The 25,795-nt window shown below is 52.8% G+C and carries 21 protein-coding genes, 1 tRNA gene and 1 pseudogene; 20 read left to right on the top strand and 3 right to left on the bottom strand.

The genetic code is table 11. The features are described 5' to 3' along the window. The 15 genes and pseudogenes from AC2FAJ_RS07870 to AC2FAJ_RS07800 all read left to right on the top strand — a co-directional run. Window positions 1-474: DUF2345 domain-containing protein (locus AC2FAJ_RS07870; protein WP_485453980.1), on the top strand; the 474-nt coding region annotated here is incomplete at its 5' end. Between the two features lie 2 nt (window positions 475-476). Further along, entirely contained in the window at window positions 477-2,003 is a 1,527-nt protein-coding gene (locus AC2FAJ_RS07865; RefSeq protein ID WP_045631584.1) for an esterase/lipase family protein, read from the top strand. A gap of 11 nt (window positions 2,004-2,014) precedes the next feature. Further along, window positions 2,015-3,112 carry a T6SS immunity protein Tli4 family protein gene (locus AC2FAJ_RS07860; protein WP_127341606.1) on the top strand — a complete coding sequence of 366 codons (1,098 nt, stop codon included), beginning with the start codon at window positions 2,015-2,017 and terminating at the stop codon, window positions 3,110-3,112. Between the two features lie 176 nt (window positions 3,113-3,288). Then, a pseudogene (gene vgrG, locus AC2FAJ_RS07855) lies at window positions 3,289-3,801 on the top strand (type VI secretion system tip protein VgrG); the annotation flags it as partial. Between the two features lie 13 nt (window positions 3,802-3,814). Further along, window positions 3,815-4,939: a T6SS immunity protein Tli4 family protein gene (locus AC2FAJ_RS07850; RefSeq protein ID WP_485453979.1), complete on the top strand. Its 1,125-nt coding sequence runs from the start codon at window positions 3,815-3,817 to the stop codon at window positions 4,937-4,939. A gap of 115 nt (window positions 4,940-5,054) precedes the next feature. Further along, entirely contained in the window at window positions 5,055-5,315 is a 261-nt protein-coding gene (locus AC2FAJ_RS07845) for a PAAR domain-containing protein (protein ID WP_163332458.1), read from the top strand. After that, complete coding sequence (locus AC2FAJ_RS07840) at window positions 5,239-6,441, top strand: hypothetical protein (RefSeq protein WP_223239747.1); 1,203 nt, start codon at window positions 5,239-5,241, stop codon at window positions 6,439-6,441. The genes AC2FAJ_RS07845 and AC2FAJ_RS07840 overlap by 77 nt, the downstream gene beginning before the upstream one ends. Beyond that, entirely contained in the window at window positions 6,438-9,899 is a 3,462-nt protein-coding gene (locus tag AC2FAJ_RS07835; protein ID WP_485453978.1) for an ImcF-related family protein, read from the top strand. Before AC2FAJ_RS07840 ends, AC2FAJ_RS07835 begins: the two co-directional genes overlap by 4 nt. Beyond that, window positions 9,899-11,500 carry a type VI secretion system protein TssA gene (tssA, locus tag AC2FAJ_RS07830; RefSeq protein ID WP_485453977.1) on the top strand — a complete coding sequence of 534 codons (1,602 nt, stop codon included), beginning with the start codon at window positions 9,899-9,901 and terminating at the stop codon, window positions 11,498-11,500. Before AC2FAJ_RS07835 ends, tssA begins: the two co-directional genes overlap by 1 nt. Window positions 11,501-11,542: 42 nt before the next feature. After that, window positions 11,543-13,297: a type VI secretion system baseplate subunit TssF gene (gene tssF, locus AC2FAJ_RS07825; protein ID WP_485453976.1), complete on the top strand. Its 1,755-nt coding sequence runs from the start codon at window positions 11,543-11,545 to the stop codon at window positions 13,295-13,297. Continuing rightward, window positions 13,261-14,346, top strand: a complete 1,086-nt coding sequence (gene tssG, locus AC2FAJ_RS07820; protein WP_485453975.1) for a type VI secretion system baseplate subunit TssG — start codon at window positions 13,261-13,263, stop codon at window positions 14,344-14,346. The genes tssF and tssG overlap by 37 nt, the downstream gene beginning before the upstream one ends. Further along, window positions 14,324-14,869, top strand: coding sequence for a type VI secretion system lipoprotein TssJ (tssJ, locus tag AC2FAJ_RS07815; protein ID WP_045631592.1), 546 nt, complete (start codon window positions 14,324-14,326; stop codon window positions 14,867-14,869). Before tssG ends, tssJ begins: the two co-directional genes overlap by 23 nt. Then, the gene (gene tssE / locus AC2FAJ_RS07810; RefSeq protein WP_041908863.1) at window positions 14,869-15,324 is read left to right on the top strand and encodes a type VI secretion system baseplate subunit TssE; all 456 of its coding nucleotides are present in this window, start codon (window positions 14,869-14,871) and stop codon (window positions 15,322-15,324) included. Before tssJ ends, tssE begins: the two co-directional genes overlap by 1 nt. Before the next feature lie 14 nt (window positions 15,325-15,338). Beyond that, window positions 15,339-15,809, top strand: coding sequence for a hypothetical protein (locus tag AC2FAJ_RS07805; protein ID WP_485453974.1), 471 nt, complete (start codon window positions 15,339-15,341; stop codon window positions 15,807-15,809). 60 nt (window positions 15,810-15,869) lie between these two features. Beyond that, entirely contained in the window at window positions 15,870-17,198 is a 1,329-nt protein-coding gene (locus tag AC2FAJ_RS07800; RefSeq protein WP_485453973.1) for a VasL domain-containing protein, read from the top strand. A 51-nt stretch (window positions 17,199-17,249) separates the two neighbouring features. On the opposite strand, the gene AC2FAJ_RS07795 is transcribed toward AC2FAJ_RS07800, so the two are convergent. Beyond that, window positions 17,250-17,321 (bottom strand) — tRNA-Arg (locus AC2FAJ_RS07795). Window positions 17,322-17,396: 75 nt separating this feature from the next. Beyond that, a complete protein-coding gene (locus AC2FAJ_RS07790) occupies window positions 17,397-18,326 on the bottom strand; it encodes a formate/nitrite transporter family protein (protein ID WP_041908869.1) in 930 nt (309 codons plus the stop codon). 315 nt (window positions 18,327-18,641) lie between these two features. Here AC2FAJ_RS07790 and mlaA point away from each other — a divergent pair, with 315 nt between their 5' ends. Further along, window positions 18,642-19,394: a phospholipid-binding lipoprotein MlaA gene (gene mlaA / locus AC2FAJ_RS07785; RefSeq protein WP_041908870.1), complete on the top strand. Its 753-nt coding sequence runs from the start codon at window positions 18,642-18,644 to the stop codon at window positions 19,392-19,394. 44 nt (window positions 19,395-19,438) lie between these two features. Here mlaA and fadL read toward each other — a convergent pair whose 3' ends face one another. Beyond that, complete coding sequence (gene fadL, locus AC2FAJ_RS07780; RefSeq protein ID WP_041908871.1) at window positions 19,439-20,719, bottom strand: long-chain fatty acid transporter FadL; 1,281 nt, start codon at window positions 20,717-20,719, stop codon at window positions 19,439-19,441. A 372-nt stretch (window positions 20,720-21,091) separates the two neighbouring features. Here fadL and AC2FAJ_RS07775 point away from each other — a divergent pair, with 372 nt between their 5' ends. The 4 genes from AC2FAJ_RS07775 to sixA all read left to right on the top strand — a co-directional run bounded on the left by AC2FAJ_RS07775 (window position 21,092) and on the right by sixA (window position 25,775). Next, window positions 21,092-21,376, top strand: a complete 285-nt coding sequence (locus AC2FAJ_RS07775) for a YfcZ/YiiS family protein (RefSeq protein ID WP_023336445.1) — start codon at window positions 21,092-21,094, stop codon at window positions 21,374-21,376. A 246-nt stretch (window positions 21,377-21,622) separates the two neighbouring features. Then, window positions 21,623-22,933 (top strand): acetyl-CoA C-acyltransferase FadI, encoded by a 1,311-nt coding sequence (fadI, locus tag AC2FAJ_RS07770; RefSeq protein ID WP_188245957.1) that lies wholly within the window; start codon window positions 21,623-21,625, stop codon window positions 22,931-22,933. Beyond that, the gene (fadJ, locus tag AC2FAJ_RS07765) at window positions 22,933-25,080 is read left to right on the top strand and encodes a fatty acid oxidation complex subunit alpha FadJ (RefSeq protein ID WP_045631490.1); all 2,148 of its coding nucleotides are present in this window, start codon (window positions 22,933-22,935) and stop codon (window positions 25,078-25,080) included. The genes fadI and fadJ overlap by 1 nt, the downstream gene beginning before the upstream one ends. Before the next feature lie 209 nt (window positions 25,081-25,289). Further along, window positions 25,290-25,775 (top strand): phosphohistidine phosphatase SixA, encoded by a 486-nt coding sequence (gene sixA, locus AC2FAJ_RS07760; RefSeq protein WP_003861375.1) that lies wholly within the window; start codon window positions 25,290-25,292, stop codon window positions 25,773-25,775. Window positions 25,776-25,795: the final 20 nt, after the last annotated feature.

Here is a 25,795-nt window from a genome sequence, read left to right as displayed (position 1 = left end):
AAGCTGGGCATCAAAATGTTTGCCGGCAAAGGGAAGGTGGAGATCCAGGCGCAGGGGGATGAGATGACGCTGGATGCGCTGAAGGATATCCTCATCAGCAGCAGTGAGGGAAAACTCATCATCAGCGCGAAGCAGGAGATAGTGCTGACGAGCGGCGGGGGATATATCCGGATAGCGGACGGAACGGTGGAGTGTGCGGCGCCGGACAAAATCATCGAGCGCGGGGCGGTGTGGCAGAAGTTTGGTGGGCAGAGCATAAGTCAGGCAATGCAGAGCTGGGAAAACGCGAATTTTTCTTATACGCCTAAGGCGATTGATGCCTACGATGGGTCAGCTCTGGCAGCGCAGAAAATGGCCATTCAGGGTGAGGATGTAGTCAGTCAAACCGTCTCAACCTCTGAAGATGGAAAAGGCGATTTAATGAAGCAGGTTAGTGTGGTGATGGACAAACTGCGGTTCGAGGGAGAAAAATAACCATGACTCAAGCAGCAGAAAATGAGATCGTGAGCCGACCAGAATATGATGAAAATGGGCGAGTGTACTACAGCCTGCCTAATGGCAGAGCGCAAGACAATCTGGTGATTGCCTGTCCTAAGGTGGCGGAAAAGGTGATCCCGGTTATTTTTCTGCCGGGAGTCATGGGAACGAATCTCAAAAAGATAAAATCCCCTGAAAAAGTCTGGCATGCTGACATGTTTCAGGGCTCAGATGCGCTGGCATGGCTCTATAAGTCTAAAGAACAAAGAAAAGCCTTGCTGGATCCTCTTACCACCGAAGTCGATTTAACGGGAAAGGTACTTTACGACGATCTTGACGGCAGAGGGTTTCCCTCCAGAGCGGCCCGTGGCTGGGGCAGTGCGCTTTACAAAAGCTACGGCGAACCTCTCCATGTGCTTCAGTGCATGCTGAATGACGGTCATATTCTGATTGATAACCTGATCAATGGTACCAGCAGGCGCACGCCCCGCCAGTTACTGATTGGTGAAAATTTAGGTGCAGAGAAAGGCGAAGATGCGCTGACTGAGCCTGAGGTCAGGCGGAGTTATGATTACCTTTTTCCCGTGCATGTTTTTGGCTATAACTGGCTGCAGTCAAACGCCGATTCGGCCGCGTCTCTCGGGCGATATATCAGTGAGACTTTAGGCACTTATCACGGCAGGCTTGCCACCAGTAAAGTCATTCTGGTCACCCACTCCATGGGTGGCCTGGTGGCCCGACATTATTCAGAACAAATGAACGGCAGAGACAATATTCTGGGCATCGTTCATGGCGTTATGCCTGATCTGGGATCGCCAGCGGCATATCGCCGAATGAAGACCGGAGAACGGGGTATTGTCGGAGCGGTAATTGGCGCTGATGCAGCCAACCTGATGCCGGTACTGGCCCAGTCACCCGGCCCTCTGCAACTGCTGCCGGGTAAAGCCTACGGGCCGGGTTGGCTGAAAATTAACGGCACGGTAAATATGAATAAGCCGGAGTCTGATCCTTACACGGAAATTTATCTGAATGAAAGTGACTGGTGGCGACTGTGTGAGAAAGAATTGCTGCTGGATGATGTGGGTAAGGGATGGAAAAGTTATCAGAGCAGGATAAAAAAGGATGTGCAAAAATTTATAGAAAATTTAAACGGCAAATATCACCCCAATACCTATGCATTTTATGGTGCCAGCGAAAAATATCCTTCAGACGATCATCTGATATGGCAGCAGATCCCGGCACCGAGACCGGTTATGGGCGTACCGCTGGAGCTTCCCGTTTATCGCCATGCAGCAGGGAACACGTTTGAATTGACCTCCTCCGGCAGCGCCGGGGACGGAACCGTACCAGTACGTGCCGGCAGGACTAATTTTCCCGGGATCCGCTCGCTGCTTGCGACTGAAGTAGATCATGAAGGTGCCTACGCCGTGGGGGATACCAGTACGGAAAACGGTCTTTCCGTTGCGATGAAGTTCACGTTACGCTCAATTATAAAAATGGCCGGGGAGGTCGCCTCATGCGGGTAAGGCATTTATGGATGGGATTACTTGTTGTCGTCCTTATTCTTTCAACAGCTTTCTGGTTACTCACCCGTTCGTGGCCGGTAGCCCCTTTAACGGCAAAGGAAAAACAAATGACGGATAAACTATTTGAACAGACCAGACCTCAGTGCATTGGCCGCTATCTTTTTGATGTGCCCGCTTCATTCAATAACGCTGACGTAGGTCAGGTAAAGATCAATGACATGAGAATTACCAGCAAGCGGCTGTATCCTCCGGCGTTTGCACAACGTATCCGGTTACGTGAACAGGAGTTAAAAAATAGTCCTGTAGTTGATCCCCTGGACCTTCCCTATCTGAAGCAGGTATACCGGATAAACGATAATACAGTCATTTTTGACCGCAATGAAAACGAGAGTGTTCCAGGCTTTGGGAGAATTCTTGAGGGCCATCTTTATAGTAATGGCGTGGCATTCATCGTAACAACTGAGATTACAGACTTGTCCGATCCAAAATATAAAAAGGACAGAGAGGATTATTTAAATAGTGGTTCGAAGGAAAATGATTTAAACGATAAGCCTCAGAAGCTTGCTGAAATGCAAAGCCTGCTATCCCGACTAAAGGGAAGAAATGATGATGAAGTGCCAACACTGCCTGGTATCTGTATTCCGGAAGGTTTTATTAATGATTCGGGGGGGGTATCGAACGATGTCATCAACATTATATATAACAGTGATGACTTTGGCCTTATTGTTAACAGTGATAATACGCTTCGAAAATCTGAACCATTCTTAGAAAGGTCTGATGAAATAAATGCTACCCTCATCAGAGTTGGCGCACGCACTCTGAAGAAAGGGGCAGTAAAACTACCGAAGATAAATGCAGAAGAGTGGTTGATGAAAGGTAAGCAGGATATTTATCAACCGAAAGAGAAAATAGTTCCTGCCTACAGATTCGCCTTTTATGGGAATGAGGATATAGCCGACTCAAGGCATCCGGTATTTTCCGTTGAGTTGAATAATTCTGGATTGGAAACAAAAAACTATACGGATTCACAACTGGTTGATATCTGGGACAGAATCACAAGAACGTTCAGGTATCGAACTGGAACAGCTCCGGTAAACATCAGGGAGTAAATGCATCTTAAATAAGAGAGCGCTCTAAACATATTTTTAATGCTGGTTTTAATTTTGAGATAAACACCCGCTGCTAATCTACAGAATCCTATAAATTAAAACTGCAATTACTTATGCCAGCTGGAGTGAGAAAAGAGCAGCGTGCTGGAATTTGATGTGAAACAGGGAGTGGACGCATGAGTAATAATCCTCCATTAAGATACAGCCATAACCACCACCTGCTGGCGGTGAAAGGATGTGAAGCAGAACTCGATGTGCTGGCGTTTGAAGGCGATGAGGCCCTGAGCACGCCGTTCCGCTACCGTATTGAATTCACCAGCATTGACCACGCTATCGCCAGAGAGGCGATGCTGATGAAGCCCGGTTCGCTGACGCTGCAGGCCCCGGTAGACCAGGGTTACGGCATTAAAGTGCAGCAGCCGGTGCGGGTGATTCAGGGCGTGGTGACCGGTTTTGAACGCCTCAGCACGTCAAAAGATGAAACCCGCTACGCCCTGACGCTCCGGCCACGTCTGGCGCTGCTCGACCGCTCGCACCAGAACGCCATTTACCAGGACATGTCGGTTCCGCAAATCGTGGAAAAAATCCTGCGCGAGCGCCACGGTATGCGCGGCCAGGATTTTCTGTTCTCGCTGTCAAAAGAATACCCGCGCCGTGAACAGGTGATGCAGTACGGTGAGGACGACCTAGGGCTTGCATACCATGAATAAGATAAAACAAAAAGCAATGATCCTGGTCGCCTTAATCGTAGCGGGATATGGGTTGTATCAGTATTTTCGCCCTTACAATCCATCACCGCAGACACTGACGTCATCACAGCAGGTAACCATGAACAAAATAAACGCTGAAATGAAACCTTATTGCGTCGGGCGCTATATGCTCGACCTGCCATCATCCTTTACGGCTTATAATGACGCTGCACCGCTGGATAATAATATCTGGGCGGCGGTGATTTCCCGGCCTGAGGATACGTATAAAACCTATCTGGCGACAAAGAAAATGTATCATCCGGGTTTTAAGCAGTTAATCGCATTACGTGAAAAGGCTCTGCGAGAAAGTAAAACTATTGACGCTCAGGATATGCCTTTTTTAAAAAAAGTCTGGTCTTTGCCGGACGGTATGGATGGTGTGATTTTTGAACGGAATGATAATGGGGGTACCGCAGATTTTATTCGAACACTGGAAGGCTATTTATATACTAATGGCGTAGTTATTAAACTTCAGAAGCAAACCATTAATGATTCCAGCTCTGTATATAATGAGCAACGAAGAGGGCGACCCGCCAGAAACTATGTCACAAGTGACGTCAGCCAGATGCAGTCGCTGATGGCGAGAATTAGTGGCAGGGATAATGACGTCATTCCGACGAAACCAGGTTCCTGTATCACCCATGCGTTTATTGCCACCGACCCGACGGCAAGGGAACGGGAAGATATCTCCGTTGGGCTTGAAAGTAAAACACTGGAACATATCAGAGTTATTCTTTCTACCGATAACTTCACCCGAGAAAAAGACACGGTGCTGGAGAGAGCAGGTGAGATAGAGAGTAACTTGTACCGTGGCCATGTGGAAAGAAAAGGGGCCTTTAATATTAACGGACTGCAGGCCCAGGAGTTTCTGGCAACGGGTTTACAGGCATCTCAGGACGAGCCACGTTACGGCTTTGATATGTTCATCAATGAAATGACAGCCAGCTACAAGACTCCCAATTTTATTCTGACCCTGGAGAATGATTCCATGCCGCCAACCTCCTACAGCAAGGAGGAAATTATCGCCTTCTGGGACACGATCAGCCGTAGCGTACGCGTGCGCCCCGGCGCGTTTTGATTATGTATTTTCATACAGCGAAAATTAAAGTTTTATCGATAATAATTAAGTGGGGCGCTGTCTTGGTCGCAAACCATTATATTGTCGTAAATTAATTTTTAAAAAAGAGGAAGATATGCCTGGAATTGTTTGCCTGGGTGATGATACCACCCATGGTGGAAAGGTTATTAGCGCGTCGTCGACAATGTTTATCAATGGTATTCAGGTTGCCTTGGTCGGTGATTTGGTTTCATGTCCAGAACACGGAATTAATCCGATAAAAGAAGGTGATCCCGGAGCGTCAGAAAATGGGATGAACGTTGTTGTTAATAACTGCGCCTGTTCCTGTGGATGCAGAGTCATTAGTTCTCACATCGAAAATACTATTGAGTCTTGATATTATGTGGCCTATCCCCAAAGTACCCAAAAAAAGTACAATTGCCAGCTTGTCATACAAGCGATGGGGGATTGTTCTTATTTCTATTTTAATGGTTTGTTCTGTTTTTGGTTTTTCTTTGTGGGGAACGGAGGCATATACTAAAATAGTATTTTTCCTGCTACTTCCGGCATTTTTCATATGGTTATGTATTTTTGGCGCAGCGCTAAACCGTTATGAGCAGTCAAGGAGCGCTCTTTCTGCCTGGAAAGAAGAAACTGATAGAACTAAGGCTTTATGGCAGCACTGGAGCCGACAGCAGTTGTCAGTGGTTGGTAATGTTATCTTTACTCCTGAGGAAAACGGGGCCGCGAGTTTTCTTGGACCTCTGTCTGATATTCCAGCATATCCAGATAAAGTCAGGTCGTTGTCACATTCCTGGGGCTCCCTTCGTGTTTTGTCTGATATGATCGACAAACAGCTTGAGCAACAGTATCCTGGTTATCGGAAATTTTTGCATACTATTTATGTATTGCAACCCTCTGGTTGGGACAAAAAGAACGTATGCCAGATTATTCTGTCTCAATGGGATCTGCTTCCTGAAGTAAATTGTTCCGTTGAGTGTATTGGAAAATTCCACGATAACGTTAATTTTGATGGTTTGATATTAGTTCTTAGTTTCCAATGCTGGTTGGCAGGTGTATCGAAACAATCCAGCGAAATGGTCTCTGCCCAGCTTTTATCATCCTCAACTTTTTCCAGACAACATGCTGTACCGGTACTTGCCGGATTAGGCCGTGTTATGCCTGTGGATAATGAGAATATTGAAAAAGATTTAGATATGCTTTTTGAATACAATCGAATTGACAAGCGTGATTTACGCCATGTCTGGCTTTCTGGTATTCCTGCTGATATTAATTCAAAACTAATTCAGTATGCCGATCGATGTCAGTGGAAACTTCCAGAGAAACATCCTTTTAATTTGATTGATTTTTCTTTTGGTCCCCCTGGTGAAATGGTATTCCCTGTTTCACTCGCATTGTTGGTTGACGCGGCTCAAAAGACTGAAGCTAACCAATTATTAATTATTCAGGCATCACCTCAGTCCAGACTGCTTTGTTTGATTACTCGGAAACTTTACTTATGACCCAAGAAAAGGAATTACAGTCAGCACGTTATGGATTTTGGGGCTATCTTGTTTTAATTGTTGGCCTTGCGGGTATAACTGCGTTTTTACTATTTATTAATCAAGATGCCTTGCTTAAATATGGGCTGACATATCGCCAAATTTGGTCGGTGTGGGGTGGTGTATTTGGTTTTTTATTCTTAGGCACTATTTGCTCTCCTTTTTATTGGCGCTGGAAGCAAAGAAAAAAACAACTCATTTATTTACCACCGGAACCCTCAAGTGCTGAAACTAAAACAACTCCAGATGTGAGTACAACCATCAGAGATTATACCGATTTAAAACAGCATCTTAATCTTCGTTATGGCGTCCTTTGGCGACGCAAAGTCCACCTGCTGCTCGTCACTGGCAATGAAGCCGCTATAGAGCAATTGGTACCAGGCCTGCAGGAAAGCCAGTGGCTTGAAGGCAACCGCACCGTTCTGATTTACGGCGGGAGCCTGGCATTAGAGCCTGGCCGGGAGAAATATACCGCGCTGCGTAAACTGCGTCGCTGGCGCCCACTGGACGGTATTGTACGCGTCATACCCGCATCGCTTAATCTGAGCCCACAAATCAGTGACAACGATTTACGCGGGCTGGAAAAAATCAGCGAATTGCTCCGTTATTCCGCGCCGGTCTGGTTGTGGCAACTGTGTAACAGCAAATGGTCGCAGGCAAAACGTACTGAACAGGCGGTAGGAGCCCGTTTTCCGCTGCGTGCCAAAGCTGACGATATTACCCGTCAGCTTGAGCTGATGCTGCCTGCATTGCGGATACAGGGGGTAAGTCAGGTCGCTGAGAACAACGGCCACGATTTCCTGCTGCGTCTGGGCCAGTACCTTAAAGACGGCGGTATCGTCCGCTGGACTCAACAACTGGTGCCATGGCTGTCAGCCTCACAGCCGCGTGTTCCACTGCGTGGCCTGATGTTCAGCCTGCCGGAGAATAAACCTGCTGAAACGTCAGAAGCTGCAGATGCTGCATCTGTTGACGCTGAGAAGTATGTTCCCGAATCACAGCGTCACGCCCTGATTCTGCCCGTAACCTGGCAGGGCATTGTGGATGACTGCATCCGTGTGCGTGGCCGCCGTGTCGGTATGGCCTGGGAACAGACGCTGGCCTGGACACTGATGACTATCATCGGTATCTGGGGAGCGGGAATACTGCTGTCGTTCGCGATCAACCGCATGCAGATAGTCTCTGTTGCCGAGCAGGCGCATGCGCTGGTGGAGCATTCTTCCGTATCGGATTACCAGCTCACGGCTCTGCATACCCTACGTAATGACGCCGGCCGCCTGCAGCACCGTATTCAGGAAGGAGCGCCCTGGTACCAGCGCTTCGGTCTGGACCATAACCAGCAGCTGCTCGATGCGTTGCTGCCCTGGTACGGCGTGGCAAACAACCGCCTGATACGCGACCCGGCGAATCAGGCGCTGACACAAAAACTCAGCGCATTGGCAAACTCTGCCCCCAACAGCGACCAGCGTGCACAGCTGGCGAAGCCAGGTTATGACCAGCTTAAAGCCTGGCTGATGATGGCCCGTCCGGATAAAGTCGACGGCGCGTTTTATGCGCAGACCCTGAAAACCGTGCAGCCGACACGAATGGGTATTTCTACCGGTCTGTGGCAAAGCCTGGCGCCGGATTTGTGGGCCTTCTACATCACCGAACTGCCTAAGCAGCCACAGTGGAAAATCACACCGGATGCGCAGCTGGTCAGCCAGAGTCGCCAGCTGTTGCTGCAGCAAATTGGGCGTCGTAACGCTGAAAGCACACTGTATGAAAATATGCTCAAGTCAGTGCGTCGTAACTTCGCCGATGTCTCCCTGGAGGACATGACCAGCGGTACCGATGCGCGTCGACTTTTTACTACCGAGGAGGTCGTGCCGGGCATGTTCACCCGCCAGGCCTGGGAAGGTGGCATTCAGCAGGCTATCGAAAAGGCTGCAAATTCCCGCCGGGATGAAATTGACTGGGTGCTGAGTGATTCCCGTAAAGCCGTATCGGCGGATCTGTCGCCGGAAGCGCTCAAAGCACGCCTGACAGAGCGTTATTTCATTGACTTTGCAGGCAGTTGGTTGAATTTCCTTAACAGCCTGCACTGGAACCCGGCAAACAATATTGCGGACGTTACCGACCAGCTTACGCTGATGAGCGATGTCCGCCAGTCGCCACTGATTGCCCTGATGAATACCCTCGCCTGGCAGGGACAGACAGGCCAGCAAAGCGAAGGTCTTTCGGACTCCCTCATCAAATCGGCTAAAGATCTCGTCGGTGGAAAAGATAAACCTGCCATTGATCAGTCTGCGTCAGGGCCGAAGGGGCCGCTGGACGATACCTTTGGCCCGCTGCTGCAGCTTCTGGGTAAAAACAAAGGTGGTAATGTCATGTCGGCGGACAACTCCCTGAGTCTGCAGACGTATCTGACCCGTATCACCCGCGTGCGTCTGCGACTGCAGCAGGTGGCCAGCGCTTCTGACCCGCAGGCAATGATGCAGACCCTGGCGCAGACCGTATTCCAGGGCAAAAGCGTGGACCTCACCGACACTCAGCAATACGGCAGCCTGATTTCGGCAAGTCTTGGCGAGGAGTGGAGCGGATTTGGCAGCACAATGTTTGTGCAGCCGCTGACCCAGGCCTGGGAGACCGTACTTCAGCCGTCGGCAGCCAGTCTGAATGACAAATGGAGCCGCTCGGTTGTCGCGAACTGGCAAACTGCCTTTGACGGTCGTTTCCCGTTTGCTGCCAGCAAAAGCGATGCCTCTTTACCGATGCTGGCTGAATTTGTGCGTAAGGACAGTGGACGGATAGAGCGCTTCTTGTCGACAGAGCTCAACGGTGTGCTGCACAAAGAGGGTAGCCAGTGGGTACCGGATAAGGTCAACAGCCAGGGACTGAACTTTAACCCGGCCTTCCTGCGGGCCATTAACCAGCTGAGCCAGCTGTCAGACATCCTGTTAACCGATGGCAGTCAGGGCATCAGCTTTGAGCTGCAGGCGCGTCCTGTGCCACAGGTGGTGGAGACGCAGCTAACCATTGATGGACAAAAGCTGCACTATTTCAACCAGATGGCCGACTGGCAAAGCTTCCGCTGGCCGGGAGAAACTTACAAGCCGGGAACGATGCTGACATGGACCACGGTCAACGCTGGTGCGCGCCTGTTCGGGGATTACAGCGGGACCTGGGGCTTTATCCGCTGGCTGGACTTGAGCAAGCGTCAGCAGCTTGACCGCAGCCAGTGGATGATGAGCTTTACCGCACCGGATGGTCGCACCCTGCAGTGGGTGCTGCGCTCACAACTCGGAAAAGGCCCGCTGGCGCTGTTGGATCTGCGTGGTTTCACGTTGCCGGATCACATATTCAATGTCGACAGCGCGGCCACCGCTCAGGCGCTGATGGCTAATACGGAAAACAATGACATGGAGGGTGTCGAATAATGAGCACATTGCAGAATTTGGTTACCGCCTGTAAGGCTGACGATGCTCAGCTGCGTGAACAGGCGCAGACGCGCACGGATAACTGGCATCCCTGGCTTGCTCCGGTAAGCGTTGCCAGTCCGACAGGGGAAGACCCGGGATATGACGATGATTTTCAGCGTATCCGCGAAGAGGTTAATAAGCTCTCCGGGATTGATACCGAACTGATATGCACGCTTGCTGAAAAGTTACTGACCACCACGGCCAAAGACATCCGGATTGCGACCTATTACTGCTGGGCGCGACTGCACCAGGATGGCGAAACCGGCTTTGCCGAAGGACTTGAGCTGCTGGCGGGATTGCTGCAGCGCTACGGCACGCAGCTCCATCCCCGGCGGGACCGCAGCCGCAAGGCCGCGCTGGAATGGCTCGCCGGTACCCGTGTCCTGGACAGCCTGTCACTGTATCCGGAAGTCGTGCGCGAGGATGCGCAGCGGACCTCCGGGGCGCTGCTGCTGATCCGCGACAGCCTGGAGACAGAGCCGGAAGCGTCGCGGCCAGAGCTGAATGCCCTGTACAGCGGGCTGGAGTCTCGCCTGATGAAGGCCGGTGGTGTGGATGCCGTGGTACCGCAGAACGCAGGGAATAAGGCGCAGTCACAGCCCTTTACGCATGCGACCGAGTCAGATGCGCCGGTTCTGAGCCGCATCACCTCCGGTCAGGATTTGCTGGCCCAGGCCCGTACCCTGACGGGATATCTGCGCGAGCAGCCTGATGGCTGGCTAGCCGCACACCGGTTGATGAAAAGCCTGCGCCATGACACGCTGAGAGCGATCCCTGCACCGGATGCCGAAGGGAAAACACGTATCGAACCACCGCGGGCTGACCAGCGGGCGATGCTCAAGCGACTCTATCTGCAACAGAGCTGGCTGGAGATACTGGAGCAGGCGGACAGCACCTTCTCGCGTGGCGCTAATCACCTCTGGCTGGATTTGCAGTGGTATATCCACCAGGCTCTGGTGAAATTGGGGCACGATGTGCTGGCCGATATCATCATCGCCGATCTGAAAGGGCTGCTGAGCCGTCTCACAGGACTTGAAACGCTGGCCTTTAATGACGGAACGCCGTTTGCCGATGAGGTCACGCTCAACTGGATAAATCAGAGCGTGCTGGACGATTTGTCCAACTGGCGGGATGAGCCGGTCAGTGCTGCTGGTGAGACAGATAACGATATCCTGCTCCTCGAGCCGGAAGCGCTGGATAAAGCGGACACTGACGGTCTGGATGCCACCCTTCACTGGCTCCAGACCCGTCCTGGTTGCGACTCTACAAAAGACAAATGGCTGCTGCGCCTGCTGATGGCCCGCATAGCCGAGCAAAAGGGTAAAAATGAGCTGGCCCTGCATCTGCTGGGTGAACTCGATAGCGCCGCACGGTCAATCACCCTCACGCAGTGGACACCGGCCCTGTTATTTGAAGTGAAATCCCGTCGCCTCAGACTGCTACGCATGAAAGCTACACACAGTGAAACCGATAAATCACGTCTTCAGCATGAGATGGACCAGCTTCTTGCCGGTCTGATTGCGCTCGACCCGGCAAGTAGTGCGGTGCTTTGCGGATAAAAACGCCTGGCTACCTTTAACATTCCTATATTCAGGTTTTTTATGGACGACTTAACCCTGCGTTACTACGACGCTGAAATGCGCTACTTGCTGGAAGCCGGCGAAGAATTTGCCCGCGCTCACCCCGAGCAGGCGGCAATGCTCAATCTCGATAAAGCGGGCGCGCGCGACCCTTACGTGGAGCGGCTTTTCGAGGGCTTTGCCTTCCTGATGGGGCGCTTGCGTGAAAAGCTCGATGACGACCTGCCTGAACTGACCGAAGGGCTGGTCAGCCTGCTGTGGCCGCATTATCTGCGCACCATACCGTCGATGTCGGTGGTGGAGTTCACCCCTGACTGGCGCGAGATGAAAGAGCAGATGCGCATCGCCAAAGGTTTCGAAGTGAACTCGCGGCCGATCGGCGAGAAGGCCACGCGTTGTCGGTACACCACAACCAAAGAGATCACCCTCCTGCCGTTATCGCTGGAGCACGTCCGCCTGTCGACTGACCCTGACGGGCGTTCGGTTATTAGCCTGCGGTTTAACTGCAGCCATCTCGCCGACTGGAGCCGTATCGATCTCAGCCAGCTCCCGTTCTACTTCAACGCAGACGCACCACTAGCCTGCGCCATGCATGAAGCCTTTACTATGAACACGGCGCGCCTGTGGCTGCGGATGCCGGGTGATATAGACAGAAGACCGCTTGACGGCTATTTCGCCGTGCTGGGATTTGACGATGATGACGACCTTTGGCCGAAGGGGAGCAGTAGTTTTAGCGGCTATCAGCTGCTGCTGGAGTACTTCACCTTCCGTGAGAAATTCATGTTTACCGGCTTGCGTGGGCTGGAGACCGTAGTCTTTCCGGCTGAACTCCCCTGGTTTGAAATCGACGTGGTGCTTGCAGAACGCTGGGAGCATGATTTCAGCTTTACCGAAAAGCATCTGCGCCTGAACTGTGTGCCGGTGATCAACCTGTTCCCGCTGGAATCTGACCCGCTGACGCTCAACTCCCTGCAGACCGAATACATGCTGCGACCGATGCGGGTGCAGGACGGCCAAACTGAGATTTACTCTGTGGACTCGGTGATGTCATCCAGCCAGCATACCTACGTGCCATTCTCGAGCTTCCGTCACAAAGGCGGCATGATGCGTCATGAAGCCCCGGAATATTATTATCACACTCGTGTGCGGCGCGGCCCGTCAGGCCTGTACAACACCTGGCTTATTCTGGGCGGCGAAGCGTTTGATAACCACACGGTACCAGAAGATGAAAGCCTGTCCCTGACGCTCACGGGCACAAACGGCCAGCTCCCGCGGCGAGCGCTCCAGAGCACCGTGCTCGATACAGTGATGAAAACGACTTCAGCCAGTATTGCCGTGCGTAACCTGTGTGCGCCGACGCTGCCCTGTTATCCCCCGGCGCAGGACCGTTTTCACTGGCGTGTGCTGAGCCACCTCGGCAGCGGGTTCCTGTCAATGATGGATAACGCCGACGTGCTGCGCGGCACCCTGGCGCTGTACGAGTGGACTGACAGCGAGATGAACCGCCGTCGCCTGGAAGCCATCATTGACGTGAAGCACAGTGAAACCGAACGCTTTGAGCAGGGCTACCTGGTGCGCGGCGTGCAGATTGAGGTGACGCTCGACAGCCATGGCTTTGCCGGGCGCGGTGACATCTGCCTGTTTGGTGAGATGCTGAGTCGTTTCTTTGCGCTCTACACCGACATTTATCTGTTTAACCGCCTGATTATCATTCTGCAACCGACCGGAGAACGCCTGGAATGGCAAGAGAAGCACAACCGCCGTATTCCCGGCTGAGCGCACGGCTGGAGGCGGATCTTCACCGCATTAACTTTTACCGTTTCTGTCAACTGCTGGAGAAGCGCAATCCAGGTAAGCCGTTGATGGGCTCGACCAGCCATCCGGCGGATGACCCGGTACGCTTTGCGCCGCACCCTGGAATGGGGTTCCCGGCCAGTGAACTGAAGGCTGTCGAGTATGACGAGGATGATGACAGCAAGCCACCGATCATCCGTACAACCTTTATGGGGATGTATGGCGTTGATTCACCGCTGCCGACGGCCTATCTCGATGATATTACTCAGCGTCGTGAAGGGTATGAAGCGCTGCAGGGTTTTCTGGATATCTTCAGCCATCGCATCCTGACGCAGTTTTACCGCATCTGGCGCAAATACTCCTATCCCGCAACGTTTGAGCCGGGGGGAACGGACAGCATTTCACAGTCGCTGCTGGGGCTGGTAGGGCTGGGCATACCGGGAACCGCAAACCACATTGCCACCCCGGTGTCCCGCTTTCTGGCGCTACTCGGGGTTCTGCAGCAGCCGGGCAAAACCCAGGAGGGAATGCAGGCCCTGGTGACACTGCTGGCCCCGGATACTCTCGTGAAGGTCAGTCCATACTGCCTTCGACCGGTGGAGGTCAGTCAGCAACTGGGCTTCTACGGTGATGACGATTTTCAACTGGACGGCAATACCCCGCTGGGTGACGAAGCAATGGATGCCAGCAGCCAGTTACTGGTTGCGCTCGCGACGGAAAACGAACAGGAGGCGCAGGGCTGGAAGCCGGACGGCCAGCTGTATCAGGATTTCCTGGTCATGCTCCGGGTGTACCTGGGCTGGCGGTTCAAGGCCAGAATTACATTGACCACTTCAGTCCGGCTGCTGGCCGTTCCACCGCTGGGCGAAAGCCCTTTCTGGCTGGGAATGAACGGTGTGCTGGGAGTAGAGGGTGATACTCTTTCGGATGAAATACCCGAGACCTTTACGACAGAACTGGGTGATTACCGCGGGCTGGAGCCTGCGAAACCGCAACAAGGAAATCGACGTGTTACCTACAAGTTTAATTAAGACCATGCGCTGGCTTATGCCTTTTATAGCGATTAGCCTGACAGGCTGCGGCGTGGCGCAGAGCGTTACCGATGGGACCAAATCGGCGTTTAATTCTGTGTTCTATAAAAAGATTAAAATACTGCATCTGGATTTCACTGCACGTGAGGCGCTGAACATTGATGCCCGAGAAAGTAATCCGCTTTCTGAACCAGTCGTGGTGCGGGTTTACCAGCTTAAAGATCGAAAAATCTTTGATAAGACGGTTTATATGCAACTGCTTCAGGATGATAGCAGCATTCTGAAAGACGATATGCTAGCGAGCCGTGATGTCGTGGTAAAACCAGGCGGTGATGCAAGCCTTGATATGCCGATGGAAGAAGCTGCGCAGTTTGTGGCTGTGGTGGGGCTGTTCCGCCATCCGGATGAGGTCAACAGCACCTGGAAGCAGGTTATCAAACGCAGCGACCTGGATACGGATAAACCGCGTACTCTGGAAGCTGGCGAGAATCATCTGACGCTGCAACCGCTTAAGGACAACTGATGCCCCACGGACATAACACGCCTTCACTGTATGAAATGCTAACCGGAAATTTTTCCGGTGGCCTCAACCTCAACCAGGTGAGTGAAGAAAATCAGGTCATCCTCTCAGTGTTGGATAATATGCAGCGCGTTCTCAACTGTCGCGCCGGCACGCTCGCGCATCTCCCTGACTTCGGCTTGCCCGATATGACGAAAATCCTTCAGGGTATGCCAGGGACGGCCCATGAACTTATGAGCACGCTGTCGACTGTCTTGCTCAAATATGAACCTCGACTGAAGAAGATAGATGTTGTTCTGCTGGACCAAAAAGTTCCAGGCGAACTGCGCTATGCCATTGACGCTGAACTCAAGGGGATTGGCCTGGTGCGCTATGGCACTGAGTTTATGCCCGAAGGACGGGTTCTGTTGAGGCACCTCAGGCAACAGCAGTACCTCGATACCACAGCCCGTATTTAAGGCCAGGAAACACTATGTCAGTAAAATCACAATTCATAAAAAAACTGCAGGCCAGTCAACCTTCACCCGTTCCTCCAGTCAGTAAAACTCAGGCAGATATTGCAGCGTTTCGCCTGCGAATGGAGCAACTTCAGCAGCAGATGGATGAGTGGCTCACAGGTACCGGACTGAATGTGAGCACTGTCTCTGCTTCCGTTTCGGACCTGCTGGTGGAGGGAGGGGCTTTTGAGATTTCCGGTATTGTTCTTCGTTATGACAGTCGGGCGGTAAAGTTTATGCCGATCTTTCTGTATGGACAGGGCGTCGCCGGTTGTGTCAAGGTGACTTTCTGTTCCGGAGAAAATGCTATTTCTCAAGGGCGGCTCTTTATGCGGGTAGGGGGGAGAAGTGACTGGATCTTCACTCCCCCAGATGCACCATCCCGGTCAGGACAATTATTTGATGAAGGTATTTTTTTCGGTCTGATTTTAGCGCTGTTGCCATAGCGATAACATTATTTCATCAACTGACGAAATCAACTGACACGAATATGCAGGCCCTCCAGAATGACTATAGATATAACGTTAAAAACCGGCGGCGACCCGCGCACGCTTCCGGATTATGCCGCCCTTCGCGATGAACTGAGTAAATTAAGCCATCCCGCTCGACCGGACGTAAACTGGGTATACGTTGAAAAACGCTGCCTTTCATTATTCGAGCAAAACGGTGTTGAGTTGCAGACTGCAGCCTGGTACACCCTCGCCCGTACGCAGCAGTCTGGAGTCGCTGGCCTGAACGAGGGGCTGGCGATCCTGGAGGCTCTGATTAGCCACCAGTGGGAGGTTTTCTGGCCGCATTCGCAACACGTGCGAATGGAAATCCTTAGCAGCCTGAGCCAGCGCCTGCAGCAACTCATGCGTATGCTCACTTTGGATGACAGCAATCTGAGTGAACTATATAACGCTGAAGCGTTGCTTTCCAGACTGGGGGCGGTGCTCCAGACCCTTGAGCTTAAACACCTTAGCCAGTTCGAGACATTACGAACGGTGATACATTCTAATGCGGCAAGACTGGAAAAAAATCATGGAATGACAGATTCGCATGAGATGAAGCCCGACAGGGAAGCGCCTTTGGAAAAGGATGAACCGATCCAGGCGGTGAAAAGGGTATATGTTGTCCAGCAGAAAAATGAGCCGAACGGTGAGGAACCTGTGATGCCCTCCCGGATTGCCGGGCAGCGGAAACCCTTTGTCGCCGGGATGTGTTCTACGCTGGTAATCGGCGTCGCCATGGTATGGGGATGGAATTTTCTCTCCAGACCCGATCCCTTAACGACTCAGGCCATTGCCTCGCTGGCACCGTTACCTGAAGTGCTTACACCTGTTCAGCAAGACGCGTTAACGCAGCGAGGAACGTTACCGTCTACGTTTATCTCAGATACGCAGCAGCAGCTTGCACGGCTGGATAAACTGTCTCCTGACTGGAATATTTCCTACAGCCTACAGCTGTTAAAGCAGCTCCAGACATTACGGCCCGAAGAGGCTAAAGCGCTGATAATACAGTGGCAAAAAAAGTTTAACGCGACGGCGTTGCCTGTAGACGCAATGAACAGCTGGTATCAGGGGATGATGACGCTTCAGCAACTGAGTGATCGGCTGAGTAGTCTGGATGAGCAAAAAGGAAAATATCTAACCGTGAGTGAGCTTAAATCCGTGGTTTTTTCGACTATGCAGTCATTTAACCATGCGATACCCGCTGAAGAGCAGCTCAGGCGCCTGTCGCAGTATCCTGCAGGAAGTGCGCTCCCTGAAGCAGAAAAGACCCAACTTGAGCTTCACCTAAAGCAACTGGCAACGCGTTATGCTCAAATAAAGCAGGATGCTTCTGCTCAATGAGTTTTTGCAGCGAACAGACTAATTTGGGTTAAAAACAGAGGAAGATAAAAGTGTCCCCTGCAGGAATCGAACCTGCAACTAGCCCTTAGGAGGGGCTCGTTATATCCATTTAACTAAGGGGACGAGGCGGCACGAGTATAGCGTTATTTACACTTTGCGTTAAGCGCGTTGCCGCCTGACTGCTCAAAGAGTCACCATTCAGGTTGATTTTTTTGCTGCTTTATCCTTTTCTGCCTGCGCCTTAAGCTCGGCTTTGCGTTTATTCGACATGTCGTTACGGATTTGGGCATGGCTTAACAGCGCGAAGATAAACGTTCCACCGCAGATATTCCCCGCCAGCGTCGGAATGGCGAACGGCCAGAAAAAATCGCTCCAGTGAAGCGTACCGTTAAAGACCAGGTAAAGTATTTCAACAGTACCGACCACAATATGCGTGGTATCCGCCAGCGCAATTAGCCAGGTCATCAGTATGATCACCACGATTTTAGCGCTACCGGCAGAAGGGAACATCCACACCATTGTGGCGATAATCCACCCAGAGATAATGGCATTTGAAAACATTTCGACTGGCGTGTTTTTCATCACATCCATACCGATCTTCACAAACGCGTCCCGGGTGGGTTCATCAAATATCGGCATATATTCAAATGCCCAGGCCGCGATGCCCGTGCCGATGATATTTCCCAGCAGAACCACGCTCCAGAGCCTCATCAATAAACCAAAATTGCCGAGGGTAGGGTTTTGCATCACCGGCAGTACGGCGGTCACCGTGTTCTCAGTAAACAGCTGCTGGCGGGCCATGATGACGATAATAAAGCCGAAGGTGTAGCCGAGGTTCTCCAGTAAAAATCCGCCGGGCACGCCCTCCAGCTGCACATGAAATATCCCTTTAGCAAGCAGCGAGGCGCCCATTGACAGTCCAGCCGCGATAGCTGACCAGAAGAGGGCCATGGCATCGCGCTCCATCTCCTTTTCCCCGTCCTGGCGTATATGTTCGTGAATTGCCATCGCGCGGGAGGGGAGGCGATCCTCATCAATCTCTATCTCCTCCCCGCGCGCTTTCTCCTCGCTTTCAATTTCATGTTCCTCATTACTTTCGCCAATTTTGTCTTCACCCACTTCTTTCATATCTGCTCCCGGAGGTTGATCTTTCTTTTAAGCGTAGCGGCTTTTATCGGGATGCCTGTGGGGATGCTCTTAAATTGGCGGGAATGACAACAAAGGTGATACATCTTGTTCAAAGACATTATAAAATTGCCAGCGAAACGAATTCCAAAAGTCAGGCTATGCTGAGATCAGAGTCACGGTGATTACTGCCCGTAACTGTACTCATAGACATCGGTAAACGTGCTGTTACAATCACTTGCACGTTTTCAGACGGAGCGCCAGATGCTCCGTTACGGATGGCAATCAACGATAGCCATACTGAACAGGGAGATATTTATGAAACTTCGGCTGTCGGCGCTTGCGCTGGGCGCGACGATGCTTGTGGGCTGCGCCAGCTCCGGGGAGCAAACGGGACGCTCCGATCCTCTCGAAGGATTTAACCGCTCTATGTATAGCTTCAACTACAACGTGCTGGATCCGTATGTGGTTCGCCCGGTGGCAGTAGCATGGCGCGATTACGTTCCACAGCCCGCGCGTAACGGGTTAAGCAATTTTACCAGCAACCTCGAAGAGCCTGCGGTGATGGTCAACTATTTCCTGCAGGGCGATCCGTATCAGGGGATGGTGCACTTTACGCGCTTCTTCCTGAACTCCCTGCTGGGGATGGGTGGTTTCATCGATGTTGCAGGTATGGCAAACCCGAAACTGCAGCGTGAACAGCCGCACCGTTTCGGCAGTACGCTGGGGCATTATGGTGTCGGTTACGGCCCTTACGTCCATCTGCCGTTCTATGGCAGCTTCACCGTGCGTGATGATGGCGGCGATATGGTCGATACGCTGTATCCGGTTCTGTCGTGGCTGACCTGGCCGCTGTCGGTGGGTAAATGGACGGTGGAAGGGATTGAAACCCGTGCGCAACTGCTTGATTCAGACGGTCTGCTGCGCCAGTCGTCCGATCCGTACATTATGGTGCGTGAAGCGTACTTCCAGAATCATGACTTTATCGCCAACGGCGGCAAGCTGAAGCCGGAAGATAATCCAAACGCGAAGGCAATTGAAAACGAACTCAAAGATATTGATTCGGAATAAACAAAAAAGGTGAGCAACGCTCACCTTTTTTGAACCCTGCGCGATTAGAACGCGTAGTTGAAGTTAGTACCGAACAGCCAGGCTTTACCTTCAGAGGTAAATTCGTACGGGCCTTCCTTGAAGGTCACTTTCTGGCCATGCATATAAGATACGCCCGCATCGACAGAAGCATTCTCGTTGAACGCGTAGGTTGCACCAGCACTCACCCAGAAGCGGTCCTGATCCGGAATGGAGATGGAGCGCTTATCAGCCGGTACCGGGCTGTCATCGAATGCGATACCGGTACGGAATGTCCAGTTGTCATCCATATAGTAGGTGGTACCCAACGCAATGCGATAGGCGTCGTGGAAACTCTCGTCCTTATAGAACAGCGTTTGACCGTTGGTGCCGGTCGCTTTCAGCTCCTGGAACTGGCTCCAGCTGGTATAGGCCAGGCTATAGTGAATAGCCCACTGTGGCGCTACGCGGTTGTAACCCGAGACTTCCCACATTTCTGGCAGATGCAGTGACAGTGAGCCAGGGACAGTTTGACCGGAAGTCCCCCACGGGATAGTGGTACCCGCACCAGGGACCAGGCTGTTGACCGGCGTCAGGATGCCGCTCTTGTAATCGCCGTCGAAGTCAATTTTTACTTCGGAACGATAGGTCAGGCCCCAGCGGTTGTTTTTGTCCAACTCGTACAGAATACCGGCGTTCCAGCCATAGCCCCACTCATCGCCCTTCAGGCTGGCAATTTTGTTGCTGTTTTTCGGCAGGCGAGCCGTTTGTTCACCGGCGTAACGCTCAATTTTTGCATCGGCGTAGACGGCATCAAAGCCCAGACCGAAGCTCCAGCTGTCGTTCAGACGATAAGCACCGCTCAGGTTCAGGTTTAGCGTTGTCAGGTCTGTTTTACCGCCGTATTCGCCTGCCGGGTAGTTGTTATTGAACTCGGTAGCAAGGCCATAGTTAGACGTGACGGATGCGCCCCAGCCAAATTGTTCATTGATTGGTGCAACGAAGTGCAGGTTAGGTACCCACGCCGTTGGCGCAATGTTATCTGCTTTCAGGCTCGCACCAGAAGGTGACGTGCCGGAAATGTTGACATCAGGATCGATATACACCGCACCAGCAGAGAAGGTCGGGCGATCGAACATCATGATTAATGCAGGGTTACGGCTTGCGTTACCCGCATCATCAGCGATTGCACCTTCCCCTGAATACGCGCGGCCAAGGCCAGAGGAAGAAAATTCGTTTAGCTGAAAGCCCGCTGACCAGGCGGAAGTAGAGACGATTGCCACTGCGACTGCCAGCGCAGTCTTGTTGAACAGGGTTTTCTGGCTCATGACCATAACCTCATTGAGTTATTTTTATTCAATAATTGTTACATACCGTAACAGGAGCGCGAAGTGTAGGGTCTGAGGTATGACAGACAAATCAGACCAGTGGCCAGAGTATAGGTCCGACCAGCCTGAATGTTGCAAGTTTGTTTATTAATATTTTCAAACATGTTTCTTGAAACGAGATCTGGTTGGCAAAATTGTGACCATCGCGGCTCACTCAAAAGGGTGGTTTTTGTTTTAGATCATTTTTTAGTGTGATATCGGTCACTTATCCGATTTTGCGCCATTAACGGCTGGAGAGAGCCAGCGCTGGGGCGTAAAATATCAGCATCGTGTTTATCTCGCGCGCTGCGCGAATACAGAGGAAATTGAGCTATGAGTAAATGCAGTGCTGATGAAACCCCGGTTTGCTGCTGTATGGATGTTGGCACCATCATGGACAACACCGATTGCACCGCGTCTTACAGTCGTGTGTTCACCAACCGCGCCGAAGCCGAAGAAACGCTGGCCGCGCTGAGCAAGCGCGCGCGTGATGTGGAGTCCGATCCGTGTGAAATCAAATCTACCTTCACGGAAGTGGAGGGCGGCGTGAAGCTGGATATCGACTTTGTGTTTGCCTGCGAAGCTGAAACGCTGATTTTCCAGCTCGGTCTGCGTTAATTCTTTTTGCCCGGCGGCGCTTCGCTTGCACGGGCCTACGATCGTGTAGGCCGGGTAAGGCACCGTCGCTACCCGGCAACAAACCGCACAATTGCCTCTGCCATGCAGGGGCATTTTCTTTTTTTTCTCTGTGTTTTACCTCGCATTTTTAAGCTTCCCCGATTGGCTGAATGTAAAAAAATGGTTAAGACTGTTATCAGGTCAGACCACTTTATAGTCATGTAAAATTTTTCACAGGGGAAGGTTATGAGTCAGGCATTACCGCTAATCACCCGACAAGGTGACCGCATTGCCATTGTCAGCGGTCTGCGTACGCCGTTTGCACGTCAGGCGACGGCGTTTCACGGTATACCGGCTGTCGATCTGGGGAAAATGGTAGTGGGGGAGATGCTGGCTCGCAGCGAAATTCCGCCTGAGGTCATCGAACAACTGGTCTTCGGCCAGGTGGTACAGATGCCTGAAGCCCCTAACATTGCGCGGGAGATTGTTCTCGGTACCGGCATGAACGTTCATACCGATGCCTACAGCGTCAGCCGCGCGTGCGCGACCAGCTTCCAGGCGGTAGCAAACGTGGCGGAAAGTCTGATGGCGGGCACCATTCGCGCCGGGATCGCAGGTGGCGCCGATTCTTCCTCCGTACTGCCGATTGGCGTCAGTAAAAAGCTGGCCCGCATTCTGGTGGATGCCAATAAAGCCCGCACCACCGGTGCGAAGCTCAAACTCTTCTCGCGTTTACGCCTGCGCGATCTCATGCCCGTGCCACCTGCCGTCGCGGAATACTCGACTGGCCTGCGAATGGGCGATACCGCCGAGCAGATGGCCAAAACCTACGGCATCACCCGCGAGCAGCAGGATGCGCTGGCGCATCGCTCGCATCAGCTGGCAGCGAAAGCCTGGTCGGAGGGCAAACTCACCGACGAGGTCATGACCGCCTACACGCCTCCCTATCGAGAGCCTCTTACTGAAGACAACAATATTCGTGGCACCTCGACGCTGGCGGATTACGCCAAACTGCGCCCGGCGTTTGACCGCAAGCACGGCACCGTGACGGCGGCCAACAGTACGCCGCTGACCGATGGTGCTGCTGCGGTGATCCTGATGACGGAGTCGCGTGCAAAAGAGCTGGGCATCACGCCGCTGGGCTATTTGCGCAGCTATGCCTTTACCGCCATTGATGTCTGGCAGGACATGCTGTTAGGTCCGGCGTGGTCCACGCCGCTGGCGCTGGATCGTGCAGGGCTAACCCTGGCGGATATAACCCTGATTGATATGCACGAAGCCTTTGCCGCGCAAACCCTGGCAAACGTGCAGCTGTTGGCAAGCGAGCGTTTTGCACGCGACGTGCTGGGCCGCGCCCATGCCACCGGCGAAGTGGATCAGAGCAAATTCAACGTGCTGGGTGGGTCGATCGCCTATGGCCATCCGTTTGCGGCCACGGGCGCGCGAATGATCACCCAGACACTACACGAACTCCGTCGCCGCGGCGGCGGGTTTGGTCTCGTCACCGCCTGCGCGGCGGGCGGCCTTGGCGCAGCAATGGTTCTGGAGGCTGAATAATGGATATGCCATCTGCATTTAATCTGACGGTTCGCCTCGATAACGTCGCGGTTATCACTATTGATGTGCCTGATGAAAAGATGAATACCCTGAAGGCTGAATTCGGCACTCAGGTTCGCGCCATGCTCAAGCAGATCCGCGAAAATAAAGCGATTCGTGGTCTGGTCTTTATCTCGGCTAAGCCGGATAACTTTATTGCCGGGGCCGATATCAACATGATCGCCCGAGCGAAAAGCGCGCAGGAAGCTGAAGATCTGGCGCGTCAGGGACAGCAGGTGATGGCTGAAATCAACGCTCTGCCGATTCCGGTTATTGCCGCGATCCACGGTGCCTGCCTGGGCGGCGGGCTGGAGCTGGCGCTGGCCTGTCACAGCCGTATCTGCACTGACGATCCGAAAACCGTTTTAGGGTTGCCAGAAGTGCAGTTAGGCCTGCTGCCGGGATCGGGTGGAACACAGCGTCTGCCGCGTCTGGTTGGGGTTAGCACCGCCCTGGAGATGATCTTAACCGGCAAGCAGCTACGCCCCCGTCAGGCACTGAAAGTGGGGTTGGTTGACGACGTCGTTCCGCACACCATTCTACTGGACGCTGCCGTTGAGCTGGCGCTGAAGGGACGTCAGACAAAACGTCCTCTCCCTGTACGCGAGCGCGTGCTGGCAGGGCCATTGGGGCGCGCGCTCCTGTTCAACATGGTGGGCAAAAAAACCGAGCAAAAAACCAAAGGCAACTACCCGGCGGCAAAGCGCATTCTGGAAGTGATGGAAACCGGGTTGTCGCAGGGCAGCAGCAGCGGCTATGCCGCTGAGGCCAAAGCCTTTGGCGAACTGGCGATGACGCCGCAGTCGCAGGCGCTGCGCAGCATCTTCTTCGCCAGTACTGAGGTGAAAAAAGATCCGGGCAGCGAGGCAGAGCCTGCGCCGCTGCGCGCCGTTGGCGTGCTGGGCGGTGGGCTGATGGGCGGCGGAATCGCGTTTGTTACCGCCAGCAAAGGCAAATTGCCCGTGCGTATCAAAGACATCAGCGCAAAGGGCATCAACCACGCGCTGCAGTACAGCTGGCAGAACCTTGATCGGAAGGTCAAACGCCGCCATATCAAGGCAAGCGAGCGTGATAAAACCCTGGCGACGATCTCCGGCACGACGGATTACAGCGGTTTTGCACACCGGGACCTGGTGATTGAAGCCGTATTCGAAGACCTGGCGCTTAAGCAGCAGATGGTGGCTGACGTGGAGCAGCATTGCGCGCCGCACACTATTTTTGCCTCAAACACCTCGTCTTTACCGATTGGCGATATCGCGGCGAAAGCTGCTCGTCCGGAGCAGGTCATTGGTCTGCACTTTTTCAGTCCGGTCGAAAAAATGCCGCTGGTGGAGGTGATCCCGCACGCCACGACCAGCCCGCAGACCATCGCCACCGTGGTGAAGCTGGCGAAAAAACAGGGTAAAACCCCTATTGTGGTCGCGGACAAGGCTGGCTTCTACGTCAACCGTATTCTGGCACCCTATATCAACGAAGCGATGCGGCTGCTGACGGAAGGGGAGAAAATCGAGCACGTCGACGAGGCGCTCGTAAAGTTTGGCTTCCCCGTCGGTCCAATCCAACTTTTGGATGAGGTGGGAATAGACACCGGCACTAAAATTATACCTGTGCTGGAAGCGGCTTATGGCGATCGTTTTACCCCGCCTGCAAACATTGTTTCTGCAATTTTGAAGGACGATCGCAAAGGCAGAAAAAATGAACGAGGTTTCTATCTTTACGGCGCGAAAGGGCGTAAAAGCAAGAAACAGGTCGACCCTTCGGTTTATGGGCTTATTTCGGCCACCGGTCAGGGAAGACTGTCTGCCGTTCAGTGCGCAGAACGTTGCGTCATGATGATGCTCAATGAAGCGGCGCGCTGCTTTGGTGAAGAGGTGATCAAGAGCGCACGCGATGGCGACATCGGCGCGGTATTTGGTATTGGTTTCCCGCCGTTCCTTGGCGGCCCGTTCCGTTATATGGATACGCTCGGTGCGGGTGAAGTGGTTGTCATTTTGCAACGTCTGGCCTCGCAATACGGTCCGCGGTTTACACCGTGTGACGAATTATTGCAGATGGCGGAGCGGGGCCAGACATTCTGGCCTGCAAGGGAAACTGATTTCGTAAACTGAAGTCAAAGAAGGGTAAATCCTGAGATGAATGAACCTGTTCTGGCTATTTTGTAAACAGAGATTGACTATACTTACGCCATTGAGGTAAAAAACAGCGTTTCATTCACCGAATGGATCAGGCACAATGCCCGGCCATCGGGTTTTCTACCTCAGAGCATTAATCGCGGGTAGTTAACGCCGGTGATTCTGGTTAACAAAAGCGGTGCAATATGCAAGTTTTTATCATGCGTCACGGCGACGCGGCACTCGATGCCGCCAGTGACTCAGTACGTCCTTTAACCGTCTGTGGCTGTGACGAATCCCGTCAAATGGCGACGTGGCTTAAAGGTCAAAAAGTGGACATTGAACGCGTTCTGGTGAGTCCGTTCCTGCGTGCAGAACAGACGCTGGACGTGGTAGGGGAGTGTATGAACCTGCCATCCAGCGTGGACGTTCTCCCTGAGCTGACGCCATGCGGCGATGTCGGTCTTGTCAGCGCTTACCTTCAGGCGCTGTGCAATGAAGGTGTCGCTTCCGCACTGGTCATTTCCCACCTGCCGCTGGTCGGCTATCTGGTATCTGAGCTGTGCCCGGGCGAAACGCCGCCAATGTTCACCACTTCCGCCATTGCCAACGTCACTCTCGACGAAACCGGCAAAGGGGTCTTCAACTGGCAAATGAGCCCGTGCAACCTGAAGATGGCAAAAGCCATCTGACGTGACGTGTGACAGGGCGG

It is taken from the genome of Enterobacter cloacae complex sp. 385G4 (assembly GCF_057320665.1).
Note: the sequence above shows the minus strand (reverse complement) of the source record. Positions and strands in the feature narration are given on the sequence as shown.

Bases quoted from the DNA above. Each gene is read 5' to 3' on its own strand.
- tssA (WP_485453977.1), top strand. From the start codon at position 9,899: ATGAGCACATTGCAGAATTTGGTTACCGCCTGTAAGGCTGACGATGCT.
- fadL (WP_041908871.1), bottom strand. From the start codon at position 20,719: ATGAGCCAGAAAACCCTGTTCAACAAGACTGCGCTGGCAGTCGCAGTG.
- sixA (WP_003861375.1), top strand. From the start codon at position 25,290: ATGCAAGTTTTTATCATGCGTCACGGCGACGCGGCACTCGATGCCGCC.
- AC2FAJ_RS07850 (WP_485453979.1), top strand. From the start codon at position 3,815: ATGAATAAGATAAAACAAAAAGCAATGATCCTGGTCGCCTTAATCGTA.
- AC2FAJ_RS07865 (WP_045631584.1), top strand. From the start codon at position 477: ATGACTCAAGCAGCAGAAAATGAGATCGTGAGCCGACCAGAATATGAT.
- AC2FAJ_RS07775 (WP_023336445.1), top strand. From the start codon at position 21,092: ATGAGTAAATGCAGTGCTGATGAAACCCCGGTTTGCTGCTGTATGGAT.
- AC2FAJ_RS07805 (WP_485453974.1), top strand. From the start codon at position 15,339: ATGTCAGTAAAATCACAATTCATAAAAAAACTGCAGGCCAGTCAACCT.
- AC2FAJ_RS07800 (WP_485453973.1), top strand. From the start codon at position 15,870: ATGACTATAGATATAACGTTAAAAACCGGCGGCGACCCGCGCACGCTT.
- mlaA (WP_041908870.1), top strand. From the start codon at position 18,642: ATGAAACTTCGGCTGTCGGCGCTTGCGCTGGGCGCGACGATGCTTGTG.
- AC2FAJ_RS07835 (WP_485453978.1), top strand. From the start codon at position 6,438: ATGACCCAAGAAAAGGAATTACAGTCAGCACGTTATGGATTTTGGGGC.
- fadJ (WP_045631490.1), top strand. From the start codon at position 22,933: ATGGATATGCCATCTGCATTTAATCTGACGGTTCGCCTCGATAACGTC.
- AC2FAJ_RS07860 (WP_127341606.1), top strand. From the start codon at position 2,015: ATGGGATTACTTGTTGTCGTCCTTATTCTTTCAACAGCTTTCTGGTTA.
- AC2FAJ_RS07790 (WP_041908869.1), bottom strand. From the start codon at position 18,326: ATGAAAGAAGTGGGTGAAGACAAAATTGGCGAAAGTAATGAGGAACAT.
- fadI (WP_188245957.1), top strand. From the start codon at position 21,623: ATGAGTCAGGCATTACCGCTAATCACCCGACAAGGTGACCGCATTGCC.
- AC2FAJ_RS07845 (WP_163332458.1), top strand. From the start codon at position 5,055: ATGCCTGGAATTGTTTGCCTGGGTGATGATACCACCCATGGTGGAAAG.
- tssF (WP_485453976.1), top strand. From the start codon at position 11,543: ATGGACGACTTAACCCTGCGTTACTACGACGCTGAAATGCGCTACTTG.
- tssE (WP_041908863.1), top strand. From the start codon at position 14,869: ATGCCCCACGGACATAACACGCCTTCACTGTATGAAATGCTAACCGGA.
- tssG (WP_485453975.1), top strand. From the start codon at position 13,261: ATGGCAAGAGAAGCACAACCGCCGTATTCCCGGCTGAGCGCACGGCTG.